We start from the raw sequence: 25978 nt of genomic DNA, 5'->3' as shown, positions 1-25978 counted from the left end.
CCGGCGACCTCGGCGGGATGGGACCGCTGGCCGCCCGGTTCGCCCAGGCCGGCCAGCGGCTCCGGCAGGCGGACCGGGCGCACCCGTGGGTCCTGGACACCGCGGTGGTGGTGGTCGTCTACCTCGTGTTCTGCCTGCCGGACCTGCTGCACCACGGCGGCGCGGGGGACGGCGACGGGGACGAGCAGCACCGGTTCCAGTTCTCCTTCACCCAGCTGCCGCCGGCGGCGGTGCTGCTCCTGCAGGCCGGTCTGGTGCTGCCGCTCCTGTGGCGGCGGCGCCGGCCCATGGCGGCCTTCGTCGCCATCGGCGTCGTCTTCGTCCTCCAGTGGTCGCTGGATGCCGCGCTGCGCGCGGACGTCGCCCTGTTCGTGGCCCTGTACAGCCTGGCCCTGCACGGGCGGCTGCGGCTGCTGCCCTGGGCCTGCGGGGGCATGGCGGCGGGGATGGTGCTGGTGGCGGTGCGGATCTCGCCGGCGGTGTCCGTGTGGGACACCTTGTTCTTCCTGCTGAGCACGGTGATCGCGGCCCTCGCCGTCGGCCTGATGGTGCGGACCCGCCGCGCACAGCTCGCGGGGCTGCGGGAGCGGGCAGCGCGGCTGGAGACGGAACGCGACCAGCGCATCAGGCTCGCGACCGCGACGGAACGCGCCCGGGTGGCACGGGAGATGCACGACATCGTGGGCCACAACCTGTCCGTCATCATCACCCTCGCCGATGCCGGCATGTACACCGCCGAGACGGCTCCCGCCCGCGGGAAGGAGGCGCTCCGGCTGATCGGCGACACCGGGCGGACGGCCCTGAGCGAACTGCGCCGGGTGCTGGGCGTCCTGCGGGAGGCGTCGGACGGCGCCCGCCAGGTGGTCGAGCTCAGCCCGCAGCCGGGTCTGGCGGACGTCGAGGCGCTGTGCGACAGCGTGCGCGGCGCCGGCCTGGAGGTGGTCTACCGGACGGTCGGCGAGACGGGGACGCTGGACCGGGGCGTGCAGCTGACCGTCTACCGGATCGTCCAGGAAGCCCTGACGAACACCCTGAAGCACGCCGGGACCGGCACCCGGGTGGCCTTGTCGGTCATCGTGGACGACGAACGGCTCGTCCTGCGCATCCGGGACAACGGCCAGGCCGAAAACCCAGGACCGGGCAACGAGGAAGGACACGGACTGGTGGGCATGCGCGAGCGGGCGGCGCTGTACGGAGGGACCGTCGACGCCGGTCCCGCATCCGACGGGGGATGGGTCGTGGAGGCCACGCTCGACGTGGCACCCCAGGGAGGCGCCGCGTGACCACGGTGCTCGTCGTCGACGACCAGCAGTTGCAGCGCTACGGCTTCCGGGTGCTCCTCGACTCCCTCCCCGAGACGGAGGTGGTCGGCGAGGCCGCGAACGGGGTCGAGGCCGTCCGCAGGACCGCCGAACTGCGTCCTGACGTGGTGCTGATGGACGTGCGGATGCCCGGAATGGACGGCATCGAGGCGACGCGGCGGATCGCCGAGGCCGGGGGGCGTTCCCGGGTCCTGGTGCTGACCACCTTCGACGTCGACGAGTACGTGCACGCCGCGCTGCGGGCCGGCGCCAGCGGTTTCCTCCTCAAGGACGCCCGCCCCGAGGAACTCCTCGCCGGCATCCGGGCCGTCGCCGAGGGCGACGCGGTGATCGCGCCGGCCCTCACCCGCCGCATCCTGGACGAGTACACCCGGCATGTGCCGTTCAGAACGCCCGGCCAGGGCGAGGACCCGCGACTGGCGGCACTCACCGAACGCGAGCGGGAGATCCTCGTGGCCATCGGCAAGGGCTGGACCAACGGCGAGATCGCCACCCGCTTCGTGGTCAGCGAGTCCACCGTGAAGACGCACGTCGGCCGGGTCCTCGCCAAGATCGGCGCCCGCGACCGCGTCCAGGCGGTGATCTTCGCCTACGACCAGGGGCTCGCCCGCCCCGGCAGCGGCTGAGCCGGGGCAACCGAACCGGGGGCGGCGGCGGGTCCGCGCGGCGCCGGCGCCGGCGGAGTTCAGCCGGCCGTGCGCGGGAGGGTGATGCGCACCAGCACGCCGCCGGCGGGCGCGTCGCCGATCGCGATCCGCCCGCCGTGCGCGGTGGCGATCTCCTGTGCGATGGCCAGCCCGAGACCGCTCGTTCCGCTCCCCCGTTCCCGGCTCGCGTCGAGGCGGACGAAGCGGCCGAACACGCGCTCGCGGTCCTCGACCGGGATGCCCGGGCCGTCGTCGGCGACCTCGATGAGGACCGCCTCCGGTGCCGAGACGTCGACGGACAACTCGACGCCCTTCCGGGCATGGCGGATCGCGTTGTCCAGGACGTTGCGCACCATCCGGTCCAACTGCTCCGCGTCGCCGAGCACGCACGCGTCCCCGTTACCGCCCCCGGCCGTGCTCGCGGCCGCACGGAACCCGACCGGTACCCGCGGCGCGGGCACCGCCGCCCGCACGTCCTGCACGAGCGCCGCGATCGGGACGGGGCTCCGTCGGTGCAGCAGGTGCCGGTCGTCGCTGCGAGCGAGCAGGAGCAGGTCGTGCACCAGGGTTTCCAGGCGCGCGGACTGGCGTACGGCGCGTTCGGCGATCTGCGTCCACGGGGCGTGGTCGGGATGGGCGAGGCCGACCTCCAGCGCCGTGCGGACCGTCCCCAGCGGGCTGCGCAACTCGTGCGAGGCGTCCGCGACGAACCGGCGCTGCCGCGCGGCCGAGTCCTCGAGACGGGCGAGCATCCCGTTCATGGTGCGGGCCAGTTCGCCGATCTCGTCACGGGCGGCGGGTTCGGGCACCCGCCGGGAGAGATCGGCGGCGCTGATTTCGGTGACGGTACGGCGAATCCGCTCCACCGGCCGAAGCGCCCGGCCCACGACGAGCCACACCGTGACGCAGGCCAGCAGCAGGATGCCGGGCACTCCGACCAGGAGCAGGCGGCTGAAGGTCTCGTTGATCTGGCTGAGCGCCCTGGTGTCCGTCCACGTGACGATGCTCACCGTCCGCCCGCCGACGACGGCATGGGTGCCGACCACACGCACCTCACCGTCGAGTGCGGGGTCGACTCCGGCCTGCCGGATCGGCGAGGCCGCGCCCGCCGGCAGCGTGTAGACGGCGGCGAACCCGTCCAGCGCGGGGGTCCAGGCCAGGACGCGCGCGCTGCCGGCCTCCGTGACCTGGGCCTGGGCGTTCGCGTCCAGCGGGAAGGCCGGCAGCGGGCGGGGCCAGCCGCCGGGCCGGGTGGACCGCGCGGACTGCTCGATCTGCGCGGCGTAGGTGCGCAACTGGTCGTCGGCGGTGCGGTGCGCCGAGCCGACCTGCATCAGGTACATGATGACGAGGCCGAGCGAGACCGCGGCGGTCAGTGCCACGCCCGCCACGGCCGTCACCCGCGTCCGGACGGTCATCGCTCCTCCTCCCGGATCGTGTAACCCTCGCCGCGCACCGTTCTGATCACCTGCGGCCCGCCGCGGGTCTCGATCTTCCGCCGAAGCCGGTGGACGTGGACCTCGACCACGGACAGGCTGCCTTCGTAGGCCACGTCCCAGCAGTGTGCGAGCAGCTCCGCCTTGGATACGACACGGCCCTTGCGCCGCAGCAGGTGTTCGAGGACGGCGACGTCCCGCGCGCTCAGATCCAGCTCCCGGCCGCCGCGGGTGACCGTCCGGCTCGCCGGATCGAGGGCCAAGCCGGCGGTTTCGAGCACCGCCGGCCTGGCACCGAGCCCGCGCCGGGTCAGCGCGCGCAGGTGGGCGAGGAGCACCGGGTAGGAGAACGGCTTGGCGAGGTAGTCGTCGGCCCCGGAGTCGAGCCCCTCGGCGTGGTCGAGATCCTCGTCCATCGCGGTGAGCATCAGAACCGGGGTCCACCGGCCCTGCTCGCGCAGCGCGCGGCACAGCCGGTAGCCGTCCATCCCGGGCAGCCGCACGTCGAGGATGATCACGTCGGGGGAGGTCTCCTGCGCTTTCCAGAGGCCCTCCACACCGTCGGCCGCCACGTCGACCACATAGCCCTCGGCCGCCAGGCCCCAGGCCAGCGACTCCGCCATGTCCTGCTCGTCCTCGACCACCAGTACCCGCATCTAGCCAGCATCTCCGATCGGCATCGGCTCACGTTCCTGCCCGATGCCCTCCTGCGGGGCGTCGGGACTGATCCGCAGCAGTCGGGCCACCCGCTCGGGCATCCACCAGTTGAGAGGGCCGAACAGGGAGACCAGTGCCGGAAGCAGCAGCATCCGCACGACGACGGCGTCGAGCAGGACGCCCGCGGCCAGACCCGCCGCGATCTGCCGCACCGTGACGTCGTTCGCCGTCGACAGCGAAGCCAGGGCGAGGAACAGGATCAACGCGGCGCTGGTCACCAGCCGGCCGGTGCGCGAGATGCCCTCGATGACTCCCGCGGTGGTCGAGCGGGTGCGCTCGTAGCCCTCGCGTACGCGGGAGAGGATGAAGACCTCGTAGTCCATCGAGACACCGAACAGGAACCCGAAGATCAGCACGGGCGCGAGCGTGTCGACCGCCCCGTAGCTGCGTACGCCCCACAGTGCCTGCATGCCGAACCCGTGCTGGAACACCAGTACGAGCAGGCCGTAGGAGGCAGCCACCGACAAGATGTTGAGCAGCACGGCCTTCGCCGGGAGCACGATCGACTTCAGGCCCCGCGCGAGCAGCAGGAAGGTCACGATCGCCACGACCGCGAACAGGATCGGGAACGCCCCGTACGTGGAGTGGGTCAGATCGATGTTGAGCGCGCCCTCGCCCCCGACGAGGACCCCGGAGGGCACCGTGTGCTGGATGTCCCGCAGGGAGCCGCCGCCCTGGGACGTGCCCACCTCGAAGCGCGGGATCGCGAGGACCATCGCGGAACCGTTCTGCCGCCACGTCGGGACGGACGGGGCGACGGCGCCGTGCAGGCTCGCCAGCGAGGAGAGCGTGGAGGCCACCGCGCCCGCGTCGGCGGCATGCGGGACGTAGACGGGTACGGTGGTGAGCGTGCCCGAGGGGAACCCGTCGGCCTCCAGCGCATGCAGACCGTCGGTGGGGCCGCCGCTACTGGCGAGGTGGCCCGTGGTCGGCAGCCCGACATCGATCGTCGCGGCGAACGACGCAAGCAGGCCGAGGACACCCAGACCCAGCGCAGCCGCGATCACCCGGCGACGGATCACCAGCTTCGCCCAGCGGGTCCAGAACCGGCCGACCGTGTCGGCCGACCTGCGGCGCGGCCAGTCCACCCGCGGCCCGATCTTCGACAGCACCGCCGGCAGCAGAGTGAGCGCGACCAGCGTCGCGGTCGAGGGGATGAACAGGCCGGCGACCCCGATACCGCGCACCAGCGAGTTCGGCACCACGATCAGCGCGAACAGACCCAGTGACGCGACGACCCCGCTGAACCACACCGAATGCCCGGCACGCTGGACCGCGAGGCGGACCGCGTCAGCGTTGTCGTGCCCCGCCGCACGTTCCTCGCGCCAGCGGGTGACCACCAGCAGTGAGTAGTCGATGGACAGGCCGAGACCCAGGAGCGCCACGATGTACTGCACCGCCGGGTTCAGCGGCGAGGACGACGGCATCACGTAGGTCAGGGCCCAGATGAACAGTTGCATCGTCAGCACCGAGATCAGCGCCATGATGATCGGCAGAGCCGCCAGCAGCGAGCCGAACACCCAGACGAGCACGATCAACGCGCCCAGAGCGCCGAAGACCAGCTCACCGCTCACGGTCGAACTGCCGCCGCTGGTGCTTCCGGCCTCGAGCGCCGCCACGCTCGTGCCAGCCACCCGCAACGACGGGGCCGCCGCCTTCGCGGCATGGGTGAGGGCGCTGACCTGATCGTCCGTCATGTCGTCGTTGTCGTGCGGGGGATAGACGAGCACGACGGTGCTGGCACTCCCCCGCCCCACCAGCGCATGCGAGCCGGTCGAGGCGTAGGACACCAGCCGCAGCTGCGGACCGGTCTTCTCGATGGCCGCGTCGACCGACCGCAGTTGGGTCGCGGCGGCCGGCGCGGACACCGTCTGACCGGCCGGCAGGCCGAGCGTGAGCACAGCGGGGTCCGAGGTCGCGCCCCCGTAGTGGGCGGCGATCCGAACGTCAGCCGTGTAGGCCGCGCTGCTCAGATGCTTCCCGCTCACCAGCCGGCTCGACACGGTCGGTGCGACGACGACGCCGACCACCGTGACTGCCAGCCAGGCGATCAGCACCGGCAACCGGTGCCTGACCACCCAGGCGCTGAGTTTTTCCACCGTCTCCTCCTCGGGTCGTTCGGTTCACCCGGGAGGCTAGAAAGCCGTGCCTTGCATGCCGCTTACATCCCACCGAAGCCCACGAGGCCCCCGCCTCCGGCCGAGCCGGCCGGGTCACGGCTCCAGACGCAGCAGCCGCTCCGCGTTGCCGTGGCTGATCTTGGCCCGGTCGGCGTCGCTGACCGGCGCCTGCTCGAGGAACCGGACGGCCTCGGCGGTGTCTTCGAAGGGGTAGTCGACGGCGAACATCACGGCGTCGGCGCCGATGGCGAGAACCGCGCCGGCGAGCGCGGCCGGGGAGCAGACCCCGCTGGTGGTGATCAGGATGTTGCCGCCGAAGTACGCCGACGGCTTCCGGGCGAGCGGCCGGTGTTCCTGCCGGGCGTAGCGGGAGTCGAGGCGTGCGAGCTGGAAGGGCAGGAACTCCCCCATGTGGCCGAGGATGAGCCGGGCGCGCGGATGCCGGTCGAAGACGCCGCCGAGGACGATCCGCAGGGCGTGTCCGCCGGTCTCCGCGCCCCAGCTCCACAAGGGCCCCTGGAGCTCGGGGCGGCCCTGGAGCACGCGCCAGGGCTCGGCCGGGGGTGCGCCCGGGTGCAGGTAGAGCGGCACGTCCAGCTCCTCGAGTGCCGCCCACACCGGTTCGTGGCGCGGATCGTCGAGGTACGTGCCCGCGGTGTGGTCGTTGACGAGGGCCCCGCTGAGCCCGAGTCCGGCCACGGCGCGGTGGAGTTCGGCCACCGCCGCCTCGGGTTCCTGCAAGGGCAGGGCGGCCAGGCCGCGGAAGCGGTCGGGGTGTCCGGCGATCACCTCGGCCAACTGGTCGTTGGCCGCCCGGGCATCGGCGACCGCCTGCCGGGCGTCCGTCAGGCCCTGGATGCCGGGGGCGGTCAGGGACAGCACCTGGATGTCGATGCCGTGCTCGTCCATGTCGGGCAGCCGGTAGGCGGTGAAGTCGGCCAGCCGCTGTCCCCAGTCCCTGATCCAGCCCGCGGCGGTCCCGGTCCTGGGCACCGGGAACCTGGCCTGGAGCCGGGGGATGGCGAACGCCTCCTCCATCGCGATGACCCTCACGCGCGCCGCCCTCCGTCGACCGACAAGGCGATCCCGGTGACGTAGGACGCGGCGTCCGAGCACAGCCAGACCGCCGCCGCGGCGACCTCGTCCGGCGTCGCCAGCCGGCCGAGCGGCGTGATCGCCTCCTGACGCGCGATCATGTCGGTGTCGCCCGCGAACTGCTCGAAGCCCGGCGTGCGGGTCGGCCCGGGGCAGACGGCGTTGACCCGGATGCCCTCGTTCGCGTAGTCGACCGCGGCGACCTTGGTGAGGCCGACGATGCCGTGCTTGGCAGCCACGTAGGCGGTGGCCTGCGGGATCGCGTACAGGCCGCCGTTGGAGGCGATGTTGACGACCGACCCTCCGCCGCCGAGTGCGGGCAGCTCGTACTTCATGCACAGGAAGGTGCCCGCCAGGTTGACGCGGACCACCCGCTCGAACTCGGCCAGGCTCGTCCGGTCGAGCTTCTGGTGCGAGGACATGCCGGCGTTGTTCACGGCGAAGTCGAGACCGCCGAACGCGGCGGTCGTGCGCTCGACGGCGGCCCGTACGGAGTCCTCGTCGGCGATGTCGACGCTGGCGGCGAACGCGGTCCCGCCCTCGGCGGCGATCATCTCGGCGGTCTCGGCCGCGGTGTTCTCGTCGATGTCGAGTACGGCGACCGACGCGCCGCACCGGGCCAGCTCGATCGCCGTCGCGCGGCCGATCCCGCTGCCCGCGCCGGTGACCAGCCCGACCTTCCCGGACATGCCGCTCACCACGACGCCCCCGTCCGTTCGATGCCCACAGGGTACTGGTCGGCGTGGCCGGCCGATGCGGATGATTCGATGAGGTCGTGACAACCGACCTGTGGATCAAGGTTCATGGGTCCATGCTCGCGCCGTACGACGCCGGCGTCCAAGACCGGTTCGGCACCCAACGATAACCTGGAGGCATGATCGCTCCAGCGCCCCGCAAACCCGTACACGTCCCCGCGGTCGGCGGCGACGTGGTCGAGATCACGGCGGGGGCGCACTCGACCGATGGACCGCTAGCTGATTGAATCCTGTACATGAACCAGCGCAAGGGCCTCACGCGTCGACGCCACGTCGATCTCGTGCGTGTGTCCAGCGGTCTCTGTTCGTCCCGCGCCGCCCGCTGAGCGGGCCTTCCTCCGCGCGTTCTCCTTCGTCGCGACCCGTCGTGAGTGACTCTCAGGTGCCGGCTGCCCGGCTCTCCTCCTGACGTCCCGCCGGTCCGGCCTTCCTCCTCCGCTCAATCGCCATCGCCCGTGTCCGGCGTTCCGGCGCGGGCCGCCGCCCTGCCCTGCCCTGCTCTGCCCGCTGTGAAGGAGCTCCCATGCCCACCGTGCTCTCCGTCTCGGGAAGCCCGTCCCCGACCTCGCGCACCGGCCGCCTGCTGCGCCACCTCGACGCGCGCCTGACCCGGCAGGGCCACCACGTGGTCCCGCTCGACGTGCGCACGCTGCCCGCCGAGGCGCTGTTGGGCGCCGACCCCGGGCACCCCGCGATCCAGGACGCGGCCCGGCTGTTCGAAGAGGCCGACGGCGTGCTGATCGGCACGCCCATCTACAAGTCCGCGTACTCCGGTCTGCTCAAGACCCTCCTGGACCTGCTGCCCCAGTACGCGCTCGCCGGCAAGGCGGTGCTTCCGCTGGCCACCGGCGGCAGCCCCGCCCACGTCCTGTCCCTGGACTACGCCCTGCGGCCGGTGCTCACCTCCATGGGCGCCGACCATGTGCTGCCCGGCTGGTTCGTGGTCGACAAGCACATCACCGTCGCGGCGGACGGCACCGTCACCGTGCAGGAGGACACCGCCGGCGAGGTCTACCGGGTCGCCGACGCCTTCTCCGTAGCGCTGACCGCACGTCAGCACACCGTCGTCGCCGCCTGATTCGGCGACGGGCGGCGGCAACCTGCGCTCCCGGGACCGGGTCCGTCGCGACAGTGCCGGCCACCGCCGTTCACCTCCGGGGGCGCCAGCCGAGCAGCGGCGCGACCTCCCGGGCGGTGGCGGCGAGCAGGCGGAGGTGCTCGCCGTACTCGGGCACGCCGGGGACGAAACTGACGAGCAGTTCGGTGGTCCCGGCGAGGGACGGGTCGGCGGCGAGGGACTCGGCGACGGCCTCGGACGGCCCGAGCAGTGACCGGTCGCGCTCCAGGTACTCCTCGATACCGAGTTCGGCGACGCCACCGCCCGGGGATGCCCAGGACTGCCAGCGGCGCACGCCGGGTGCGACGGCGCGGATCGCCGCGGCGCGGTCGGGATGCGGGTAGACCGCGCGCGAGATCTGCACGCGCGGCTCGTACCCCGCCTCGGCGGCGGCGCCGCGGTACGCGGCGACGATCTCCGCCTGCCGCTGGACGCTCTGCCGTCCGGGCCCGTCGCCGGCCCGGGACAGCTGCAAGCCGTCGCCGGCCCGCGCGGCGGCGACGGCCGCGCCGACGGCCCGCGTCGGCTCGCTCGTGGTCGCCTGCCACAGCCGCCGCCGCACACCGGCCCCCGGTGGGTGCAGCACCTCTCCGGCACTGTTGACCGGATGCCCTTCGAGGACCCCGTGCAGCCTCGCCACGCTCTCCTCGAACAGCCGGTACCGGTCCTCCAGGTCGCGGCCGAACGCCTCCCAGGCGGTCGGGAACGGACCCGAGCCGACCCCGAGTTCGAGCCGTCCGCCGCTGAGCTCGTCGACCACGGCGGCGTCCTCGGCGACGGTCAAGGGGTCCGCGAGCGGCAGGACCAGCACGCCGGTGCCGAGCCTGATCCGGGTGGTGTGCTCGGCGATCGCGGCCAGCAGGACGAGCGGGGCGGAGACATGCTCGTTCCCCTGGCGGAAGTGGCGGTGGATGACCCAGCCCGAGTCGTACCCGAGCCGTTCGGCGGCGACGAACAGGTCGATGGCCTGGCGGTACGCCGCGGCGGGGGCGAGATCGGAGTCGAGGTGGAGCAGGAAGCCGAGCCGGAAGGGCCGGCCGTCCGCCGCTCCGGCTCCCACCGCGCCCGCTGTCTCGGCCGCGGGCGCCGGTCCTGTGCTCGCTGGGCCGGGGAATGCCTCAGTCGGAGATGTCATGGATCGCTGTCCGTTCCGTTCGTGGGCGTTCGTGGGTGAAGGAAGCCGGCTCGGGAGTTCGGGAGGGAGGCCGTCGGCCGTCTCGTCCGCGCACCCCGTGGGCGGGCTTGCGCGAGCCGGGCGGGCGGGGGCGGGCCTGCGGGTGCCCCGGGCCGGGGTGCCCCGGGCCGCCCGTGGGGGCGGCCCGGAGCGCCGGGGTGCGGCGGGGTCCCGGCGGGGTCAGCTCCGCCGGCCCGTTCCGTGCACGCCGTACTCGTCGATGACGGCGAGTTCCTCGTCGGTGAACTCCGGGCCGTTCAACGCCCCCAGGTTGTGGTCGAGTTGCTCCTTGGAGCTGGCTCCTGTCAGCGCCGACGTCACGGCGGGGTTGCGCAGCACCCACTGGAGGGCGAGTTGGGCGAGCGACTGGCCGCGGCCCTCGGCGAGCTTGTTGAGCTGCGCCGTGCGCCTGCGGTAGGTCTCGTCGATCTGGTCGGGCGTGAGGAAGTCGCTGTTGCGGGCGCGGGCACCGTCCGGGATGCCCTCCAGGTACTTGTCGGTGAGCAGGCCCTGCGCCAGCGGCGAGTAGACGATGAGGCCGAAGCCCTCCTCGACGGCCAGGTCGGCGAGGCCGTTCCGCTCGATACTGCGGTCGTAGAGGGAGTAGCGCGGCTGGTGGATGAGCAGCGGCACGCCCTCGGCCCGAAGCAGCCGGGCGATGGCCTCGGCGCGGTCGGGCTGGTAGTTGGAGATGCCGACGTACAGCGCCTTGCCCGTCCTGACGGCCGTGGCGAGGGCACTCGCGGTCTCCTCCAGCGGCGTCGTCTCGTCCGGGGTGTGGTGGTAGAAGATGTCGACGTAGTCGGTGCCGAGGTCGCGCAGGCTCAGCTCCAGCGAGGACAGCAGCGCCTTGCGGCCGCCGCCGCGCAGGTTCGGGTTGGGCCCGAACACGCCGCCCGCCTTGGTGGACAGGACCAACTCGTGGCGGTAGGGCGCCAGTTCCCGGCGCAGCAGGCGGCCGAGGGTCCGCTCGGCGGCGCGGTGCGGCGGGCCGTAGCGGTTGGCGTTGTCGATGTGGGAGATGCCCAGGTCGAAGGCGTGCAGGATGATGTCGCGCTGGGTGTCGTAGGCGTAGTCGGCGCCGAACTTCTGCCACAGGCCCAGGGAGAGGGCCGGCAGGTCGAGTCCGGACCGGCCGGTGCGGCGGTAGGGCAGGGACGCGTAGCGGTCGTCGGCCGCCTTGAAGACGTCCTCGTAGTTCGGGTACTGCTCACTCATCGGGTGCTCCGTAAGTCGCCTGTCGGGCTTGTCGGTTGGGCCGGGCCTGTAGTGCCTGGTGGTCGGAACTCGCGTGCCGGGAGGGGCGGGAACGCTCAGCGGCGCAGCGCGGCCGGCAGCAGCGAGGGGGTGTCGCGACCGGTGTCGCGCTCCAGGAACTGGGTGCCGGGTTCGACGATCTCGTCGATGGCGTCCAGGATCTCCGGGCCCAACTCGACCGTGGCGGCCTTGAGGTAGGTCTCCAGGTGGGCGTGGGTGCGCGGCCCGATGATCACGCTGCTGACCGCCGGGTGGTTGAGGGCGAAGGCGACCGCCAGCTCCGGCAGCGTCAGCCCGTTGTCCTCGGCCAGCCCGGCGAGCGCGTCGGCGGCGGCGAGCTTGCGCCGGTTGCGCGCGAGGGAGATGTCGAAGCGGCCCGGGATCAGCTCGGCGCGGGCCGACCGGGGCTGCTCGCCGCCGAGGCGGTAGGTGCCCGACAGCCAGCCGGCGGCCAGCGGGCCGTAGGACAGGACGCCCTCGCCGTACTTCCGGACGGTGGGGAAGACCTCGCGCTCGGCGCCGCGGACGAGGAGCGAGTACGGCACCTGTTCGGTGTGCGGGGCGATCAGGCCGTGCTTCTCGGCCAGCCAGTGCGCCTCGACCTTCTGGTGGGCCGGGAAGACCGAGGTGCCGTAGTAGCGGATCTTGCCCTGCCGGATCAGGTCGTCGAGCGTGCGGAGGGTCTCCAGCAGGTCGGTGTGCTCGTCGGGCCGGTGCGCCTGGTAGAGGTCGAGGTGGTCGGTGCCGAGGCGGCGCAGGCTGTTCTCGACGGCCTGGACGATCCAGCGGCGGCTGTTGCCGGCGTGCTGGGGGTTGTCACCGACCTGGCCGTGGAACTTGGTGGCCAGGAAGAGGTCGTCGCGGCGGTGCCTGATGGCCTTGCCGACGATCTCCTCGCTGCTGCCGTGGCCGTAGACGTCGGCGGTGTCGATGACGGTGATCCCCGCGTCGAGCGCGGCGCCGATGACCTCCAGGCTCTCCTTCTCCTCGGCGTAGCGGCCGAAGTTCATGGTGCCGAGGGTGAGCGGTGTGACGCGGACGCCGGTGCGGCCGAGGTGGCGGGTCAGCCCGATGGACATGGGTATCGCGGTTCCTTCCGGGGGCGGTCGTTCGGAGGGCGGTCGTTCGTGGGGCGGTCGTTCGCGGGCGGTCAGAAGAGGCCGCTGGTGGGGGGTTCGGCGGCGCCGAGCCGGTAGGCGCCGGCGACGGCGAGCTTCCAGTCGCGCGGGTTGTGGTTGGCGACGACGCGGGCGTTGCGCCAGTGCCGGTCGTATCCCCACTCGCGGTCGGTGAGGCTGCCGCCTCCCACGTCGAAGAGGAGCGGCGCGGCCGACAGCGCCGCGTCGATGGCGACGACCGCGGCCTCCGCGACGGCGACCGCGGCGCGGGCGCCGGCACGGTGGGCTTCCTCGCCGCGCAGGCCGCGCACCTCGTCGAGTTCCTCCGCGGCGAGCACGACGGCCGAGCGCGCCGCGCGGGCATGCGCCGCGATCTCGCCGACGCGGCGCCGGATGTACGGGTCGTCGACGCTCCGGTCGGCCGAACTGTGCTTGATCGGCCGGGCCTTCTCCCGCACCCACCACAGCGCGTCGTCCAGGACCCGGGCGGCGATGCCCGCCTCGATCGCCGCGAGGTGCAGTTGGGGGTAGCTGCCCTGCCACGGGTTGTCGGGGACGGGCGTGTCCTGGTCGATCAGGACCGCCTCGTCGTCGCCGACGCGGACGTCGGTCAGGCGGGTGGTGCCGCTGGCGGTGAGCCGCTGGCCGACCGCGTCGAAGTCGTCGAGGCGTTCGACGCCCGCGCGGTCGACCGGCACCGTGAACCGCAGGACGGCGCCCTCGGGGGTCTTCGCGGTGCCGCCGAACCAGTCGGCGTACAGCCCGCCGGTGGAGTAGTACTTCTCGCCGTTCAGCACCCAGTGGTCGCCGCTGCGCACGGCGGTGGTGTGCACCGAACCGCTGGCACCGCCGCTCCGCTCGTTCCCGGTGCCGGCGAGGATGTGCCCGCGCCGCAGCCGGCCCAGCGTCTGGTCGCGGTGCGGGGCGTCCGGGCGGGACACCACGGCCCAGGCGGACATGAAGGTGCCGCGCAGCGCCTGAGCGACGTTGGAGTCGGCGCGCGCGATGTCGATGACGACCTCCACGGCGTCGCGCAGCGAGCCGCCCGCGCCGCCCTCCTCGCGCGGCACCACGGCCAGGGCGGCGCCCGCGCGGGCCAGGGCGCGCACGTCGTCGAGGGGGTGTTCGCGGGTCTGCTCGCGCCGCGCGGCGGAGGCGGCCAGCCGCGCGAGGACCGGCGCGATCGCGGGACGCAGCCGGGCCACGGTCAGCGGCTCGGCGGGAGTCGACGGACTTTCCGGCACGGCGTCTGCCACATCCAGAGTCATGAGAGCCTTCCGAGGGGTGTGCGACGGACTTCGTCGAGCGGTATGCGGGGCGGATGCCCGTCGTGGGTCGCGGTCACTTTCCGGCCGTACTCGCGACAGGGCGGCGGGCCGAACGGGCCGCGGGCAGCGGCAGTCCCAGGCGGTCGCGCAGGGTGCCCTGCGGGTACTCCCGGTGGAACAGGCCGCGCTCCTTGAGGATCGGCACCACGAGGGTGGCGAAGCGTTCGAGGTCGACGCGCGTGTCGGCGAACATCACCGTGAAGCCGTCGGCGGCTCCCTGGCGCCACCACGACTCCAGGTCGTCGGCGATGTGCTCCGGCGAGCCGGCGACCAGCCGGTGGGTGCCGATGCCCGCGGTGTGGGCCACCAGTTCGCGCAGCGTGCGGGGGCCCTCGGCCAGCACCGCGCACGTGTTGTTGTACGTACCGACCGAGAAGGCCCCGAGGTTCGGCTCGGCCGGCAGGTCCGCCGACCGGATCACGTCGTCGGGGCCGAAGGCGCCGGCCGGCAGGCCGAGCGAGGACAGCAGCGCCGAGACGAGGTGCTCGATCGGGGGCAGCGTCGCGTCGAGTTCGGCGTGCCGGCGCTCGGCGTCCTCCTGATCGGTGCCGACCAGCACGATGACGCCGAGCGAGTACTTGATGCTGTCGGCGTCCCGGCCGTGGGCCCGCGCGCGGGCGCGGACGTCGTCCCGCGAGGCCCTGGCCTTGGCCACGGTGTGGCCGGCGGCGAAGACCACGTCGGCGTACTCGGCGGCGAGTTCCAGGCCGGCGGGCGTCTCGCCCGCCTGGGAGACGACCGGGCGGACCTGCGGCGAGGCGGGCACCGGCAGCGGGCCGGCGACGTCGAAGAACTCGCCGTGGTGGTCGACGGCGTGGATGCGGCCGCGGTCGCCGAACCGGCCGGTGGCCTTGTCCGCGACGATCGCGTCGGGTTCCCACGACTCCCACAGCCGCGTGATGACGTCGAGGAACTCGTGCGCGCGGCGGTAGCGGACGTCGCGGTCGGGGTGGGCGGACGCCCCGAAGTTCGCGGCTGCCGCCGGGTTGCCCGTGGTCACCACGTTGAGCGCGGCGCGGCCCCTGGTGAGGTGGTCGAGGGTCTGGAAGCGCCGGGCCAGGCTGTAGGGAGTGCTGTAGGTCGTCGAGACGGTCGGCAGCAGGCCGATCCGCTCGGTGGCGCCGGCGATCACCGCCAGCAGGGTGAACCCGTCGAGGCCGCCGGAGGTTCCGGTCGCGATGTCGGGTCCGAGCGCGGGGCTGTCGCCCTGGAACACGGCGTCGATGCCGGCCTCTTCGGCGATCCTCGCCAGGCGCACGTAGTGGTCGACGTCCAGGTAGGCGTACGGGTCGGCGTCGGCCAGCCGCCAGGCGGCGCGGTAGTGGCCGGGCGACATCAGGGAGAAGTTGAGGTGGAACTGGTCGCTGCTCATGGAAGGCTCCGGATGGTTGCCCCGGGAACGGGCGCGGACTGGCGGAGTGGCGGGCGGACGGGCGGACGGGCCGACGTACGGCCCGGGACGGTGGTTCAGCGGGAGGGCAGCCCGCGGCGTTCGAGGCTGTCGCGCAGCGTGTCGCGGCCGGCCAGGCCGGCGGCGCCGGCGAGCCGGCCGAGGACGCGTTCCGACCACGCGCCGGTGAGCCCGTGGGCACCGTTGTAGGCGGCCAGGCGCTCGTCGTACGCCGGCAGGTCGGTGTCGGCCCGGCCGGCGTCGTAGGTCTCGCGGTGCAGTACGGCGCTCTGCGGCAGGCGGGGTTTGGTGTCGGCGTCCTCGGCGGGGTCGGGGTGCCCGACGGCGAGGCCGAAGACGGCCGCGGTGTGCGGCGGCAGGCCCAGTTCGGCGGCGAACTCCTCGGGGTGGTTGCGGACCGCGCCCACGAAGACCGACCCCAGGCCGAGTGACTCCAGCGCCACGACCGCGTTCTGGGCGGCCAGCGCGGTGTCGATGACGGCGAGCAGCGTGGACTCCAGGTAGACCGTGGCGTCCAGCGGCTTGCCGTGGCGCTCCGCCAGGCGGTGGTTGCGGTCGAGGTCGGCCACCCATACCAGGAACAGCGGCGCCTGGACGATGAACTGCTGCCGCGCCGCCAGGTCCGACAGCCGCCGCTTGCGCTCGGGGTCGGTCACCGCGACGACGCTCCAGGCCTGGAGGTTGGAGGACGTCGACGCGGACGACGCCGCCGCCACGACGGCCCGCAGCTCCTCCTCGGTGACGGGGGCGGGCAGGAACGCGCGCACCGAGCGGTGCCGCAGCTGGTGCTCGATGACGGGCGAGGTCGCGTGGAGGACGAAGCCGGGGTCGCCGTAGCGGGCGCCTGCCCGGCTGGTCGTCGCGGCGTCGGTGGGGGTCATGGTGCTCGGGGCCTCTTCCGCCGGGGGGATCGGGACAGCAGTCGGAACGGGGATCGGCGCGGGTTGGGCGCTCACCGGGTGCCCTCCTGTGCGCGGAGCTTGGGCAGCAGCTCGTCGCCGACGCGGATGATCTCCTGCTTGTAGGGCGTGTCCGACAGGATGAAGTGCGAGATGCCCAGCTCGCGGTAGCGCTGGAGCGCCTGCGCGACATCGTCGGCCGAGCCGACCAGCCAGGTGGTGCCCGCTCCGCCGCCGCCCACCGTGCCCGGCGTGGTGTAGAGGCAGCTGTCGAGCACCTCGCCGCGCTCGGCGAGTTCGAGCAGGCGCCGCTGGCCCACCGCGGTCCCGCGGTTGCCGACAGCGGCGTCACCGGGGCGGCCCGCCTCGGGCTTCCGGGCCATGACGGCGACCTTGGCCTCGGCGTCGCGCCACGCCTCCTCGGTGGTGTCGCGGACGAGCGTGGTGATGCGCAGGCCGAACTCCAGCGGCTTGTGCCGGCGTTCGACGCGGGCCGCCAGCTTGTTCAGCCGCTCGATGCGCCCGGCCAGCCCCTCCAGCGGTTCGCCCCAGAAGAGCTGCACGTCCGCCTCGGCGGCCGACACCCGCTCGGCGGGCTCGGACGCGCCGCCGAAGTAGAGGGTGGGGTGCCGGTCGGGGTAGCCGTCAGGGTGCGGCAGCACGGTGGAGCCGTCGACGGCGAAGTGCTCGCCCTTGTAGGTGACGTGCTCCTCCGTCCACAGGCGCCTGACCAGCTGGACGAACTCCCGGGTGCGCTCGTAGCGGTTGGCCGGGTCGGTGGTGTAGTCGCCGTAGGCCGCGAGGTTGTCGAGGCCGCTGACGATGTTGACGAGCACGCGGCCGCCGCTGAGGTGGTCGAGCGTGGCGGCGGAGCTGGCGAAGTGCGCGGGCTGCCAGTAGCCGGGCCGCACCGCGATCAGCGGTTTGAAGGTCGTGGTCCGGGCGGCGAGCGCGGCGCCCAGCGTGAAGGTGTCGGGGCGGCCCCAGCCGGTGCCCAGCAGCGCGCCCTCCCAACCGTGGTCCTCGGCGGTACGGGCCAGGTCGGTGGAGTGGTCGAGCGTGCCCCAGCCCTCGCGCTCGCTCGTGTCGTCGCCGCGGTGGCCGGGTTCGATCTGGTTGGGTATGTACCACAGGTAGCTCATGTCGGTGTCCTGTTTCGCCGGGTGCTGGTGGACGGGCTCGGGCGGCTGCTCGAGTGGCTGCTCAGGTGGCTGCTCAGGTGGCTGCTCAGGCTCAGGGGAGCCGTGGAACGCTGTCGGCGATCGAGTCGAGCTGCGCGGCGCGCTCGGTCCTGGTCTGGCCCTGTACCTGGAGGAACAGCGCGGCGCGGGCGTGCAGTTGCGCGGTGTCGTCCGCGGGCAGTCCGCGGCCGGCGCGTGCCACCACGAGTGCGCGGCTGAGCGTGGTCAGGGCCTCCCGGGCACGGACCTTGAGCGAGAGCCGTGCCGGGAGCGAGGCATCCGGGTCGCCGCCGTCGAGCGCCGCGTCGGCCAGCTCGTACGCCCGGGCGCGCAGGCTGCGCAGGTACGGCAGCCAGGCGTCGGCGACGCCGCCACCGTGCGGTTCGTCGGCGATCTCGTCGAGGATGCGCCTGCCCAGCCCGAAGAACTGCGGGCCGGCGTTGCCGGCGGTGGAGATGTCGTCGTGCCGCCAGTCGGCCAGGGGCTTCACGGCGAGCACAGAGGCGTCCGGGACGACCGCGTCGAGGACGCGGACGCGCTCGGTGCGGCTGCCGGTCACCGCCTGGAGTTCGAGCGGCGTCGCACGGAAGTGCTCGTCGATCGGGATGAGGGCCAGGACGACGTCCTCGGACTCCGGGTCGACCGCGGCGAGGATCGCGGCCTCGCTGAGGCCCCAGCCGCTGAACCACGAGACCGTGCCGTTCAGCGCCCAACCGTCGCGGGTGCGCCGCGCGGTCAGGTGGCCGGTCGGATAGCGGCGCACGTCGCTGAGCGCCGCGCCGATCAGCACCTCGCCCCGCAGCACGGGTTCGACCAGGGGGTGGGTGCCGCCGGCCCCGGTAGGCGGTGTGCCGGCGATCCGTGCGACGGCCGGGGCGTGCTGGGCCCAGATCAGCCAGACGTTGAGGTCGGCGTACGCGAGCACCTCGTGCAGCCGGCGGTCGGCGTGGCGGTCGAGGCCGGCGCCGCCGAACCGGGGCGGTGCCAGGTGGTTGAGCAGCCCCAGGCCGCGGAGGTCCTCGACGGTGTCCCGTGAGACGCCTTCGCGGTCGGTCCGCAGTGCCGCGGGGGCCAGATGCTCCAGGGCGTACTTCTTCGTGCGCGCCACCAGTGGCTGCCCGTCGGCGGCGTCGACCGCGGCCGCGGCGGCGGTCGTGGTCCCGGTCGTCGTGGTCTCGGTCGTCGTGGCGTCGGCGGTCGTGGCGTCGGCGGCTGGTTGGGCCGGCATCAGCCGCACCTCCTGAACTGTGCGTCGGGTCCTGGTCGGACGGGTGGGGATCGAGGGGTGCGGGTCGCGACGCCTCAGGCGGGCGGCGTCCGGCGGCAAGCGGCCAGCGGCCAGCGGGCGGCGAACGTCGTGGGCGATCCGTGGACCGGTCAGGCCGGATACGGCAGCGAGAAGGCGCCGCGCAGCGTCTCGCCGGTGCTGGGCCCGAGCGCCGGCACGGCATCGGCGATCAGGGCGAGCACGTCGTCCTTGCCGCCCGCGGGGGCGAACTCGACGCCGTCCAGGCCGTGTTCGGCCACGAAGCCCGGCAGGTCGGCCGGCACCCCCCGCGCCCCGGCCACGTCGACGCGGACCACCAGCGCGACGTCCCCACGCTCCCGGCCCGCCCGTGCCAGCGCGGCGGACAGGTCGGCGCCGGCCGTCGGCGCCGCCTCCGGGCCGACCACGACGACATCGGCGTTGCGGGCGACGGCGTCCCACCCGAGGGTGTCCGGATCGTCGGCGACGAGCAGCGGGCCGCCCTGGGGCGAGGCGGGTCCGTCCAGCGGCCCGGCCACCCGGTAATAGTCGCCCTCGAAGTCGATCGGTTTGATGAGGGTGTGCTCGGCGAAGACCTCGCCGTCCTGGTCGCCGACGAGCGCGGCGGGCGGGAAGGACGCCCACAGGCCCTTGAGTATCCGCGCGTACTCGTCCCAGCGGGCCGACCGGTCGCCGCCCGGCCGCGGCGCGACCGGGTCGCTGACCTCGTCGCCGTCGCCGGCCCGCAGCGCGAGCGCCGTACGTCCGCCGGTGGCACGGTCGAGCGAGTTCGAGCGGCGCGCGAGGTTCGTCGGCGCGTTGCCGTCCGTCGGGGCCTCCAGAATCCAGCCCGGGCCAGGCCGCGGCGCGGCCTGCGTACCGGCGAGGTAGGAGGCGACGACGGAGGCGTCCAGGGTGCGGCCGGGCGCGCCGTCCCGTACGCGGATCGCGGTGACCCCGGCGTCCGCGGCGGCCTTCGTGATGTCGGCGGCCTCGGAGAGCGGGATGGTGCTGCCGATCGCGAGACCGACGATGACGATGCTCATCAGGTGTTCTCTCCTGGCTCAGCGTGCGGTGGCGAGCGCCTGCTCGGGCACGTCGAAGGCGATGGGGGCCGGCGGGATCGGGAAGCCGAGGTGGCCGCGCAGCGTGTCCGCCTGGTACTCCGTGCGGAACAGGCCGCGGCGCCGGAGTTCGGGGAGCACACCGTCGACGAAGTGGTCGAAGCCGGACGGCAGGACGTCGGGCATGACGTTGAAGCCGTCGGCGGCGCCGTGGCGGAACCAGTGCTCGATGTCGTCGGCGATCTGCTCGGGTGTGCCGACGACGATGCGGTGGCCGCTGCTGCCCGAGAGCCGGCGCAGCAGCCGGCGCAGCGTCGGGTTCTCCTTCTCGATGATCGCGCGCACGATCTTGTAGAAGCTCTGCGAGCCGCCGGCCTCGTCCGGGTCGGTCAGCAGTTCCCGCGGGATCGGCCGGTCGAGGTCGAGGTCGTCGAGCGGGAAGCCGAGCTGGCCCGCGAGCCGGGTCCGGCCGTACGCCAGCGGCAGCAGGTCGTCGAGCAGTTCGCGGCGCTCGCGTGCCTCCTGCTCGGTGCTGCCGACCACGGTGGAAAGGCCAGGCAGGATCACGACGTCCTCCGGGCGGCGTCCGAACTCGGCGGTGCCGGCGCGGATCTCGTCGCGGAAGGCCCTGGCCTCGTCGATGTCCTGGGCGGCGGAGAAGACGACCTCGCCGACCCGGGAGGCGAGCCGCCGGCCGTCGCGCGACCCGCCGGCCTGCACCACCACGGGTCGGCCCTGGGGTGAGGTGAACTCCTCGCGGTCGGCCCACTGGCGCACGACGCGCTCGGTGAAGTCGCCGGCGCGGCGGTAGCGCAGCGCGTGCTCGGGCTCCTCGTCGCGGCCGAAGTTGCGGGCGGCGGCGGCGCCGGCCGTGGTCACGACGTTCCACCCGACCCGGCCGCCGCTGACGTGGTCGAGGTCCCCGATCCGGCGGGCCAGTTCTGCGGGGTCGTTGTAGCTGGAGGAGAGGGTGCCGATGAGGCCGATGCGCTCGGTCCGGGCGGCGATGCGGGCCAGTACGGTCGACGGCTCGAAGCTGTTGCCGGGACGGTGGCGGATGATCGGTTCGATGACCGGGCCGTCGGCCAGGAACACCGCGTCGAGGGCGGCCTCCTCGGCCTTCTTGGCGATCGAGGTGTAGTGGTCGATCGAGTAGGCGGCGAGCGGGTCGCTGCCGGGCAGGCGCCAGGCGCCGCCGAAGACACCGGAGTTGAGGATGTTGACGTTGATGTGGAGCTGCTTGGCCATGCGGACCTCTCAGTTGTCGGCGGCCGCGGACGCGCGGCCCCGGTCGTAGCCGTTGACGGGGCCGGCTCCGTTGACGACGAAGTCGCCGATCACCCGGGGCTTGTAGACGACGGGGTTGTGCGAGGCCAGCGTGCGGGCGTTGCGCCAGTGGCGGTCCAGGTGGGCCCGCTCGCGCACCGCGGAGGAACCTCCGGCGTGGAAGGCGAGGTTGGCGGCTTCCAGGACGGTGTCGACGAGCGCGACCTGCGCGGCCGAGGTGTCGACGTAGGCCTGGGCGAAGGCGTCGGGGGTGTCGGCGGCCTCGGCGGCCTCGAGTGCCTCGGAGACCTGGCGCAGCAGGGCGTCGGCGGTGAAGCGGTGGGCGTACAGGCGCCCGACCACGCCGAGTACGTCGGGGTCCGTGGCGGCCTGGCCGGACAGGGCGTGCAGGCTGGTGCGGCTGCGGGCCCGCACCAGGGCGGCGGTCTCGGCCACCAGACTGCGGGCGATGCCCGTCAGGTTGGCCAGGTGCACCAGCTGCACGAAGGAGTTGAGCGACCGCAGGTCCTCCTTGTAGCGGCCGAGTTCGCCGTGTTCGGCGACGGGTACCCGGTCGAAGACCGTGGTGCCGCTGCCGGTCAGGCGCTGCCCGATGCCGTCCCAGTCGTCGAGGTGGGCGACGCCGGGGTGCCGGGCGGGTACGACGGCGAACCAGCGGTTCCCCTCGTCGTCCGCGACCGCGACGCGGATGTAGTCGGCGTACAGCGACCCCGTGGAGTAGAACTTCGTCCCTGACACGAGGTGCTGCCCGTCGACGGACTCGACTCTCGTCGTGGTCTCGAACGCCGGTCCGCTGTGTTCGGACTGCGCGTTGCCGAAGACGGCGCCGGCGGCGACCTTGCGCAGCCAGTGGGCCGCGGTGTCCCGGTCCTCGGCGTGCCGCAGGATCTCGACGGTGGTGAAGTGGCCGCGCAGGATCTGCGGCACGTTGGAGTCGGCCTCGCCGGCCTGCGCGAGCAGCTCGAACAGGGTCGGCAGGTCCACGCCGAAGCCGCCGAGCTCGACCGGTACGCGCAGCCGGCCGAAGCCGGTGTCCGCCAGGGCCCGGACGAGGGCGACGGGGTTGTCGCGGTTGAGGTCCCGCTCCCCCGCTTTGTCGGCGAACTCCGCGAGGACCGTGCTGAACGCGGCCCGCGCCTGCTGGAGGGAGGGTGTGGCAGCAGTGGTGTTCATGATCCTCGCTCGTTAGAGGTGGACGAGTTTCCGGCCGGCGATCGCCCCCAGCAGGTTCTGCGTGTACGGCGACGACGGCCGGCTGAAGACGTCGTCGACGGGCCCCTGTTCGACGATCCGACCGTTCCGCATGACCGCCACGTGGTCGGAGATCGCCCGCACGACCGCCAGGTCGTGCGAGATGAAGACGTAGGTCAGCCCGCGCTCGCGCTGGAGGTTGCCCAGCAGGTCGAGGATCTGCGCGGCGACCGAGACGTCGAGCGCCGAGATGGGCTCGTCGAGCACCAGGATCTTCGGCTCGACCACGAGCGCCCGGGCGAGGGCGACGCGCTGGCGCTGGCCGCCGGAGAGCTCCGCCGGTCGCAGGTCGGCGAACGACGGCGGCAGGGCGGCCGCCTCCAGCGCGGCCACGACCCGGTCGCGGTTGGCCTTCCTGCGCTTCCACGGCAGTTGAGCGGGTTGGAAGGCCCGCAGCGGCTCCTCGACGACGTCGAACACGTCGAACCGCGGGTCGAAGGACGAGTACGGGTTCTGGTGGACGATCTGGACGTCCTTGCGCAGCGGCCGGTAGCCGCGCCGGTCGAGCCGGGTGATGTCCGTGCCGAGCACGGACACCGAACCCGAGGTCGCCGCCGTGAGCCCGACGAGCACGCGGGCCGTCGTCGACTTGCCGCTGCCGGACTCGCCGACGATCGAGAACGTCTCGCCCCGGCGTACCTCGAACGACGTGCCGGCGACCGCGTCGGTGCCGCCGTAGGACTTGCGCAAATCCGTGACGGTGATGACGGGCTCGCGCTCCTCGGTCGCGGCGGCGGCGCGGACGGGCGCCGCGCCGCGTCCCGGCACCGCCCCGACGAGCCGCTTGGTGTACGGGTGCCGCGGGCTGGTGAAGATCTGGTCGGGGGTGCCGACCTCCACCAGCCGCCCGCGCTCCATGACGCCGATCCGGTCGGCGCGGTCGGCGGCGACCCCCAGGTCGTGGGTGACCAGGACGACGGCCGTGCGGTTGCGGCGGCACAGGTCGCCGATGAGGTCGAGGACCTGCTTCTGGACGGTGGCGTCCAGGCCCGAGGTCGGCTCGTCGGCGATGATCAGGTCGGGCTCGCCGGCGATCGCGGAGGCGATCAGGACGCGCTGCTTCATGCCGCCCGACAGCTCGTGCGGGTACTGGCGGTACCGGAGTTCGACGTCGCGGAAGCCGACGGTCTCGAACAGCTCGTGGACCCGTCGCCGGCGCTGCGCGGCGCTGAGGCCGCTGTGCAGCAGCAGCGTGTCCTCGACCTGCTCGCCCACGCGGCGCAGCGGGTCGAGCGAGACGGTCGGGTCCTGCGGGATCAGGCTGACGGCACGGCCTCGCAGCGCGCGCCAGCCCTTCGGGGACAGTTCGGTCAGCACCTGGTCGCGGAAGGTGATCCGGCCGCCGGTGACGCGCCCGTTCGCCGGCAGCAGTCCGAGGACGGCGTGGCCGGTGGTGGTCTTGCCCGAGCCGGACTCGCCGACGAGCGCGATCACCTCGCCCGGGGCGACGCTGAAGCTGACGTCGTGCAGGGTCGGCTTGAGCCGCCGGTCGACCTGGTAGGAGACGTGGAGGTTCTCCACCACCAGCAGGCGTTCGCCGCTGGTGTCGCCGGCGCTCCCGGGGGCGGAGCCGTTGGTGGGGGTCATGCGCTGCTCCGCTTGCTGATGAAGTGCGAGATGTGGTGGGTGGCCAGCACCGCCACGGTGATCACGACGGCCGGCCAGAGCGTGAGCCAGTCGGCGGTGGCGATGTAGTTGCGGCCGTCGGTGACCAGGCGGCCCCACTCGGGCTGCGGCGGCTGGGCGCCCAGTCCGAGGAAGCTCAGCGAGGCGATCCACATGATGGCCACGCCGAACTGCAAGGTGATGAGCGAGATGGTCGGGGCGATCGAGTTGGGCAGCACATGGCGCCGCAGGATCGCCGACGAGGAGGTGCCGCTGGTCACCGCCGCCTCGACGTAGGTGCTGGCCTTGGCCTTGAGCACCTCGCCGCGGATCAGGCGGGCGAAGGTGGCCGAGGAGGTGAGGCCGACCGCGACCGCGGCCTGCATGATGCCGAAGCCGAGCACCACGACGATGACGATCGCGAACAGGAAGCCGGGGATCGACAGCACGACGTCGATGCCGCGCATGATCACCGCGTCCACCCACCGGCCGAACCACCCGGAGACCGCGCCGACGAGGGAGCCGACGACGACACCGATGGCGACGGCCAGGGCGGAGCTGGCCAGCGACGGGCGGGCGCCGTAGATGATGCGGGTGTACTCGTCGTGGCCGAGCTGGTCGGTGCCGAACCAGTGCTGGGCGGAGGGGTGGAGGAACTTCTGCGTGGGCGCGATGGCCAGCGGGTCCTGGCTGGTGAACAGGCCGGGCACGATCGCCCACAGCAGGATGAGCGCCACGATCGCGACGGCCAGCACCAGGCTCCAGTGCCGGGCGAGCCACACCAGGCCGGTCACGGCCCGGGACCTGCCGCGTTCGGCGGGAGCCGGCTTTCCGGGCCCGGCGTCGAGGAGGTCTGCGGTTTCTGTCGTCGTGGTCATGGCCTTGCCACCTCAACCGGGTCGCGCGTGCCGGACGGTTCAGCCGCCTCGGCGGGGTCTGTGCCGGGTTCCTGGGCCGTCGCGGCCCGCCTGGCGCGGGTGACGCGGGTCGTCCTCGCGTCGAGCGCGATCCGCGGGTCGATGACGGTGTAGACGATGTCGGTGGCGAAGTTGACGGTCACGTAGATGGCCGTCGTCAGCAGCACGATGCCCTGGACGACCGGCAGGTCCTGGGTGTTGACCGAGGTCACGATCAGCTGTCCCAGGCCGGCGCGGCCGTAGACGGTCTCGGTGACGACCGCGCCGGCGAGCAGTTCGCCGATGGTCAGGCCGAGAAGTGTCAGCACCGGCAGCAGCGAGTTGCGCAGGACGTCCTTGCGGAAGATGTACCCCTCCCCCGCGCCCTTGGCGTGCATGACGTGGACGAACGGCTGGCCCCGGGTCCGCCGGACGGAGTTGCTCAGCACCTGGGACAGCGGCCCCGAGACCACCAGCCCCACCGTCGCCGCCGGTGCGATCAGCGCCGTGAAGGTGTGGTCGTCCACCGGTGGGATCACATGCAGGTCGAAGGCGAAGACGTTGAGCACGACGATGCCGATGACGAAGATCGGCACCGAGGTGAACAGGGCCGGCAGGAAGCTGAGGGTGTCCCGCAGCCAGCCGAACTTCGCGTAGTTGATGAGCAGCGCGACGATCACCGCGAAGACCAGCCCGAACACCAGGCCCAGACCGGTGAGTTTCGCCGTCGAGGGCAGGTTGAGCGTCAGCAGGCTCCACACCTTGCCGCCGTTGGTGATCGAGTAGCCGAGGTCACCGGTGAACAGGCCGTACAGGTCGCGGAAGTACTGCTCGACCAGTGGCCGGTTCGATCCGTAGTAGTCCAGGAGCGTCTGCGCCTGCTGCGGTGTCATCAGGGAGTCCGGCGCGTTGATCCGGTTCCTGATGGCGTCGCCGGGCAGCACGCTCAGGAGGATGAAGGACAGGGTGTAGGCCGCCCACAGGACGGCGAGCGCCTGTGCCAGTCGGGTGAGGAGGTAGCGTCGCATGTGCTCGTCACCGGCCCCTTCGCC

The 25978-nt window shown here is 73.0% G+C and carries 23 protein-coding genes; 4 read left to right on the top strand and 19 right to left on the bottom strand.

The window, feature by feature from the left end:
- The first annotated feature begins 17 nt into the window (after positions 1-17).
- Both AC3EVP_RS18050 and AC3EVP_RS18045 read left to right on the top strand, forming a co-directional pair.
- A complete protein-coding gene (locus tag AC3EVP_RS18050) occupies positions 18-1283 on the top strand; it encodes a sensor histidine kinase (protein WP_435131159.1) in 1266 nt (421 codons plus the stop codon).
- Complete coding sequence (locus tag AC3EVP_RS18045) at positions 1280-1948, top strand: response regulator (RefSeq protein WP_335976816.1); 669 nt, start codon at positions 1280-1282, stop codon at positions 1946-1948. The genes AC3EVP_RS18050 and AC3EVP_RS18045 overlap by 4 nt, the downstream gene beginning before the upstream one ends.
- Before the next feature lie 59 nt (positions 1949-2007).
- Here AC3EVP_RS18045 and AC3EVP_RS18040 read toward each other — a convergent pair whose 3' ends face one another.
- The 5 genes from AC3EVP_RS18040 to AC3EVP_RS18020 form a co-directional block, all read right to left on the bottom strand.
- Entirely contained in the window at positions 2008-3387 is a 1380-nt protein-coding gene (locus AC3EVP_RS18040; protein WP_435131058.1) for a sensor histidine kinase, read from the bottom strand.
- Positions 3384-4061: a response regulator transcription factor gene (locus AC3EVP_RS18035; protein ID WP_435131056.1), complete on the bottom strand. Its 678-nt coding sequence runs from the start codon at positions 4059-4061 to the stop codon at positions 3384-3386. Before AC3EVP_RS18035 ends, AC3EVP_RS18040 begins: the two co-directional genes overlap by 4 nt.
- A complete protein-coding gene (locus tag AC3EVP_RS18030; protein ID WP_435131055.1) occupies positions 4062-6221 on the bottom strand; it encodes an MMPL family transporter in 2160 nt (719 codons plus the stop codon). It lies immediately after the preceding gene.
- Between the two features lie 114 nt (positions 6222-6335).
- Positions 6336-7295 carry an amidohydrolase family protein gene (locus tag AC3EVP_RS18025; RefSeq protein ID WP_335976817.1) on the bottom strand — a complete coding sequence of 320 codons (960 nt, stop codon included), beginning with the start codon at positions 7293-7295 and terminating at the stop codon, positions 6336-6338.
- On the bottom strand, positions 7292-8035 hold the full coding sequence (locus AC3EVP_RS18020) for an SDR family NAD(P)-dependent oxidoreductase (RefSeq protein WP_435131053.1): 744 nt from the start codon (positions 8033-8035) through the stop codon (positions 7292-7294). Before AC3EVP_RS18020 ends, AC3EVP_RS18025 begins: the two co-directional genes overlap by 4 nt.
- Positions 8036-8328: 293 nt before the next feature.
- On the opposite strand from AC3EVP_RS18020, the gene AC3EVP_RS18015 reads away from it, so the two are divergent.
- Together AC3EVP_RS18015 and ssuE are read left to right on the top strand one after the other, a co-directional pair.
- The gene (locus tag AC3EVP_RS18015) at positions 8329-8418 is read left to right on the top strand and encodes a putative leader peptide (protein ID WP_435131052.1); all 90 of its coding nucleotides are present in this window, start codon (positions 8329-8331) and stop codon (positions 8416-8418) included.
- Positions 8419-8615: 197 nt separating this feature from the next.
- The gene (ssuE, locus tag AC3EVP_RS18010) at positions 8616-9170 is read left to right on the top strand and encodes an NADPH-dependent FMN reductase (protein ID WP_435131050.1); all 555 of its coding nucleotides are present in this window, start codon (positions 8616-8618) and stop codon (positions 9168-9170) included.
- A 70-nt stretch (positions 9171-9240) separates the two neighbouring features.
- Here ssuE and AC3EVP_RS18005 read toward each other — a convergent pair whose 3' ends face one another.
- The 14 genes from AC3EVP_RS18005 to AC3EVP_RS17940 all read right to left on the bottom strand — a co-directional run bounded on the left by AC3EVP_RS18005 (position 9241) and on the right by AC3EVP_RS17940 (position 25954).
- On the bottom strand, positions 9241-10344 hold the full coding sequence (locus AC3EVP_RS18005) for an LLM class flavin-dependent oxidoreductase (protein WP_435131048.1): 1104 nt from the start codon (positions 10342-10344) through the stop codon (positions 9241-9243).
- A 219-nt stretch (positions 10345-10563) separates the two neighbouring features.
- On the bottom strand, positions 10564-11601 hold the full coding sequence (locus tag AC3EVP_RS18000; protein ID WP_335976826.1) for an aldo/keto reductase: 1038 nt from the start codon (positions 11599-11601) through the stop codon (positions 10564-10566).
- Between the two features lie 95 nt (positions 11602-11696).
- Positions 11697-12719 carry an aldo/keto reductase gene (locus AC3EVP_RS17995; RefSeq protein WP_435131046.1) on the bottom strand — a complete coding sequence of 341 codons (1023 nt, stop codon included), beginning with the start codon at positions 12717-12719 and terminating at the stop codon, positions 11697-11699.
- 71 nt (positions 12720-12790) lie between these two features.
- Positions 12791-14026, bottom strand: coding sequence for an acyl-CoA dehydrogenase family protein (locus tag AC3EVP_RS17990; RefSeq protein WP_435131044.1), 1236 nt, complete (start codon positions 14024-14026; stop codon positions 12791-12793).
- Between the two features lie 73 nt (positions 14027-14099).
- Complete coding sequence (locus tag AC3EVP_RS17985) at positions 14100-15458, bottom strand: NtaA/DmoA family FMN-dependent monooxygenase (RefSeq protein WP_435131042.1); 1359 nt, start codon at positions 15456-15458, stop codon at positions 14100-14102.
- A 95-nt stretch (positions 15459-15553) separates the two neighbouring features.
- Positions 15554-16378, bottom strand: coding sequence for an NADPH-dependent oxidoreductase (locus AC3EVP_RS17980; protein WP_435131040.1), 825 nt, complete (start codon positions 16376-16378; stop codon positions 15554-15556).
- Positions 16379-16449: 71 nt separating this feature from the next.
- A complete protein-coding gene (locus tag AC3EVP_RS17975) occupies positions 16450-17538 on the bottom strand; it encodes an LLM class flavin-dependent oxidoreductase (RefSeq protein ID WP_335976837.1) in 1089 nt (362 codons plus the stop codon).
- A 91-nt stretch (positions 17539-17629) separates the two neighbouring features.
- Positions 17630-18805: an acyl-CoA dehydrogenase family protein gene (locus AC3EVP_RS17970; protein ID WP_435131038.1), complete on the bottom strand. Its 1176-nt coding sequence runs from the start codon at positions 18803-18805 to the stop codon at positions 17630-17632.
- 149 nt (positions 18806-18954) lie between these two features.
- Positions 18955-19869 (bottom strand): LLM class flavin-dependent oxidoreductase, encoded by a 915-nt coding sequence (locus tag AC3EVP_RS17965; RefSeq protein WP_435131036.1) that lies wholly within the window; start codon positions 19867-19869, stop codon positions 18955-18957.
- An 18-nt stretch (positions 19870-19887) separates the two neighbouring features.
- Positions 19888-21135, bottom strand: a complete 1248-nt coding sequence (locus AC3EVP_RS17960; RefSeq protein ID WP_435131034.1) for an LLM class flavin-dependent oxidoreductase — start codon at positions 21133-21135, stop codon at positions 19888-19890.
- Positions 21136-21144: 9 nt separating this feature from the next.
- The gene (locus tag AC3EVP_RS17955) at positions 21145-22347 is read right to left on the bottom strand and encodes an acyl-CoA dehydrogenase family protein (protein ID WP_435131032.1); all 1203 of its coding nucleotides are present in this window, start codon (positions 22345-22347) and stop codon (positions 21145-21147) included.
- 12 nt (positions 22348-22359) lie between these two features.
- A complete protein-coding gene (locus tag AC3EVP_RS17950; RefSeq protein WP_435131031.1) occupies positions 22360-24012 on the bottom strand; it encodes a dipeptide ABC transporter ATP-binding protein in 1653 nt (550 codons plus the stop codon).
- The gene (locus AC3EVP_RS17945) at positions 24009-24908 is read right to left on the bottom strand and encodes an ABC transporter permease (RefSeq protein ID WP_335976853.1); all 900 of its coding nucleotides are present in this window, start codon (positions 24906-24908) and stop codon (positions 24009-24011) included. The genes AC3EVP_RS17950 and AC3EVP_RS17945 overlap by 4 nt, the downstream gene beginning before the upstream one ends.
- The gene (locus tag AC3EVP_RS17940; RefSeq protein ID WP_435131029.1) at positions 24905-25954 is read right to left on the bottom strand and encodes an ABC transporter permease; all 1050 of its coding nucleotides are present in this window, start codon (positions 25952-25954) and stop codon (positions 24905-24907) included. Before AC3EVP_RS17940 ends, AC3EVP_RS17945 begins: the two co-directional genes overlap by 4 nt.
- Positions 25955-25978 lie beyond the last annotated feature (24 nt).

This window comes from Actinacidiphila sp. bgisy144 (genome assembly GCF_057708105.1).
The sequence above is the reverse complement of the archived record's forward strand: the minus strand, read 5'-3'. Positions and strand labels throughout refer to the sequence as shown.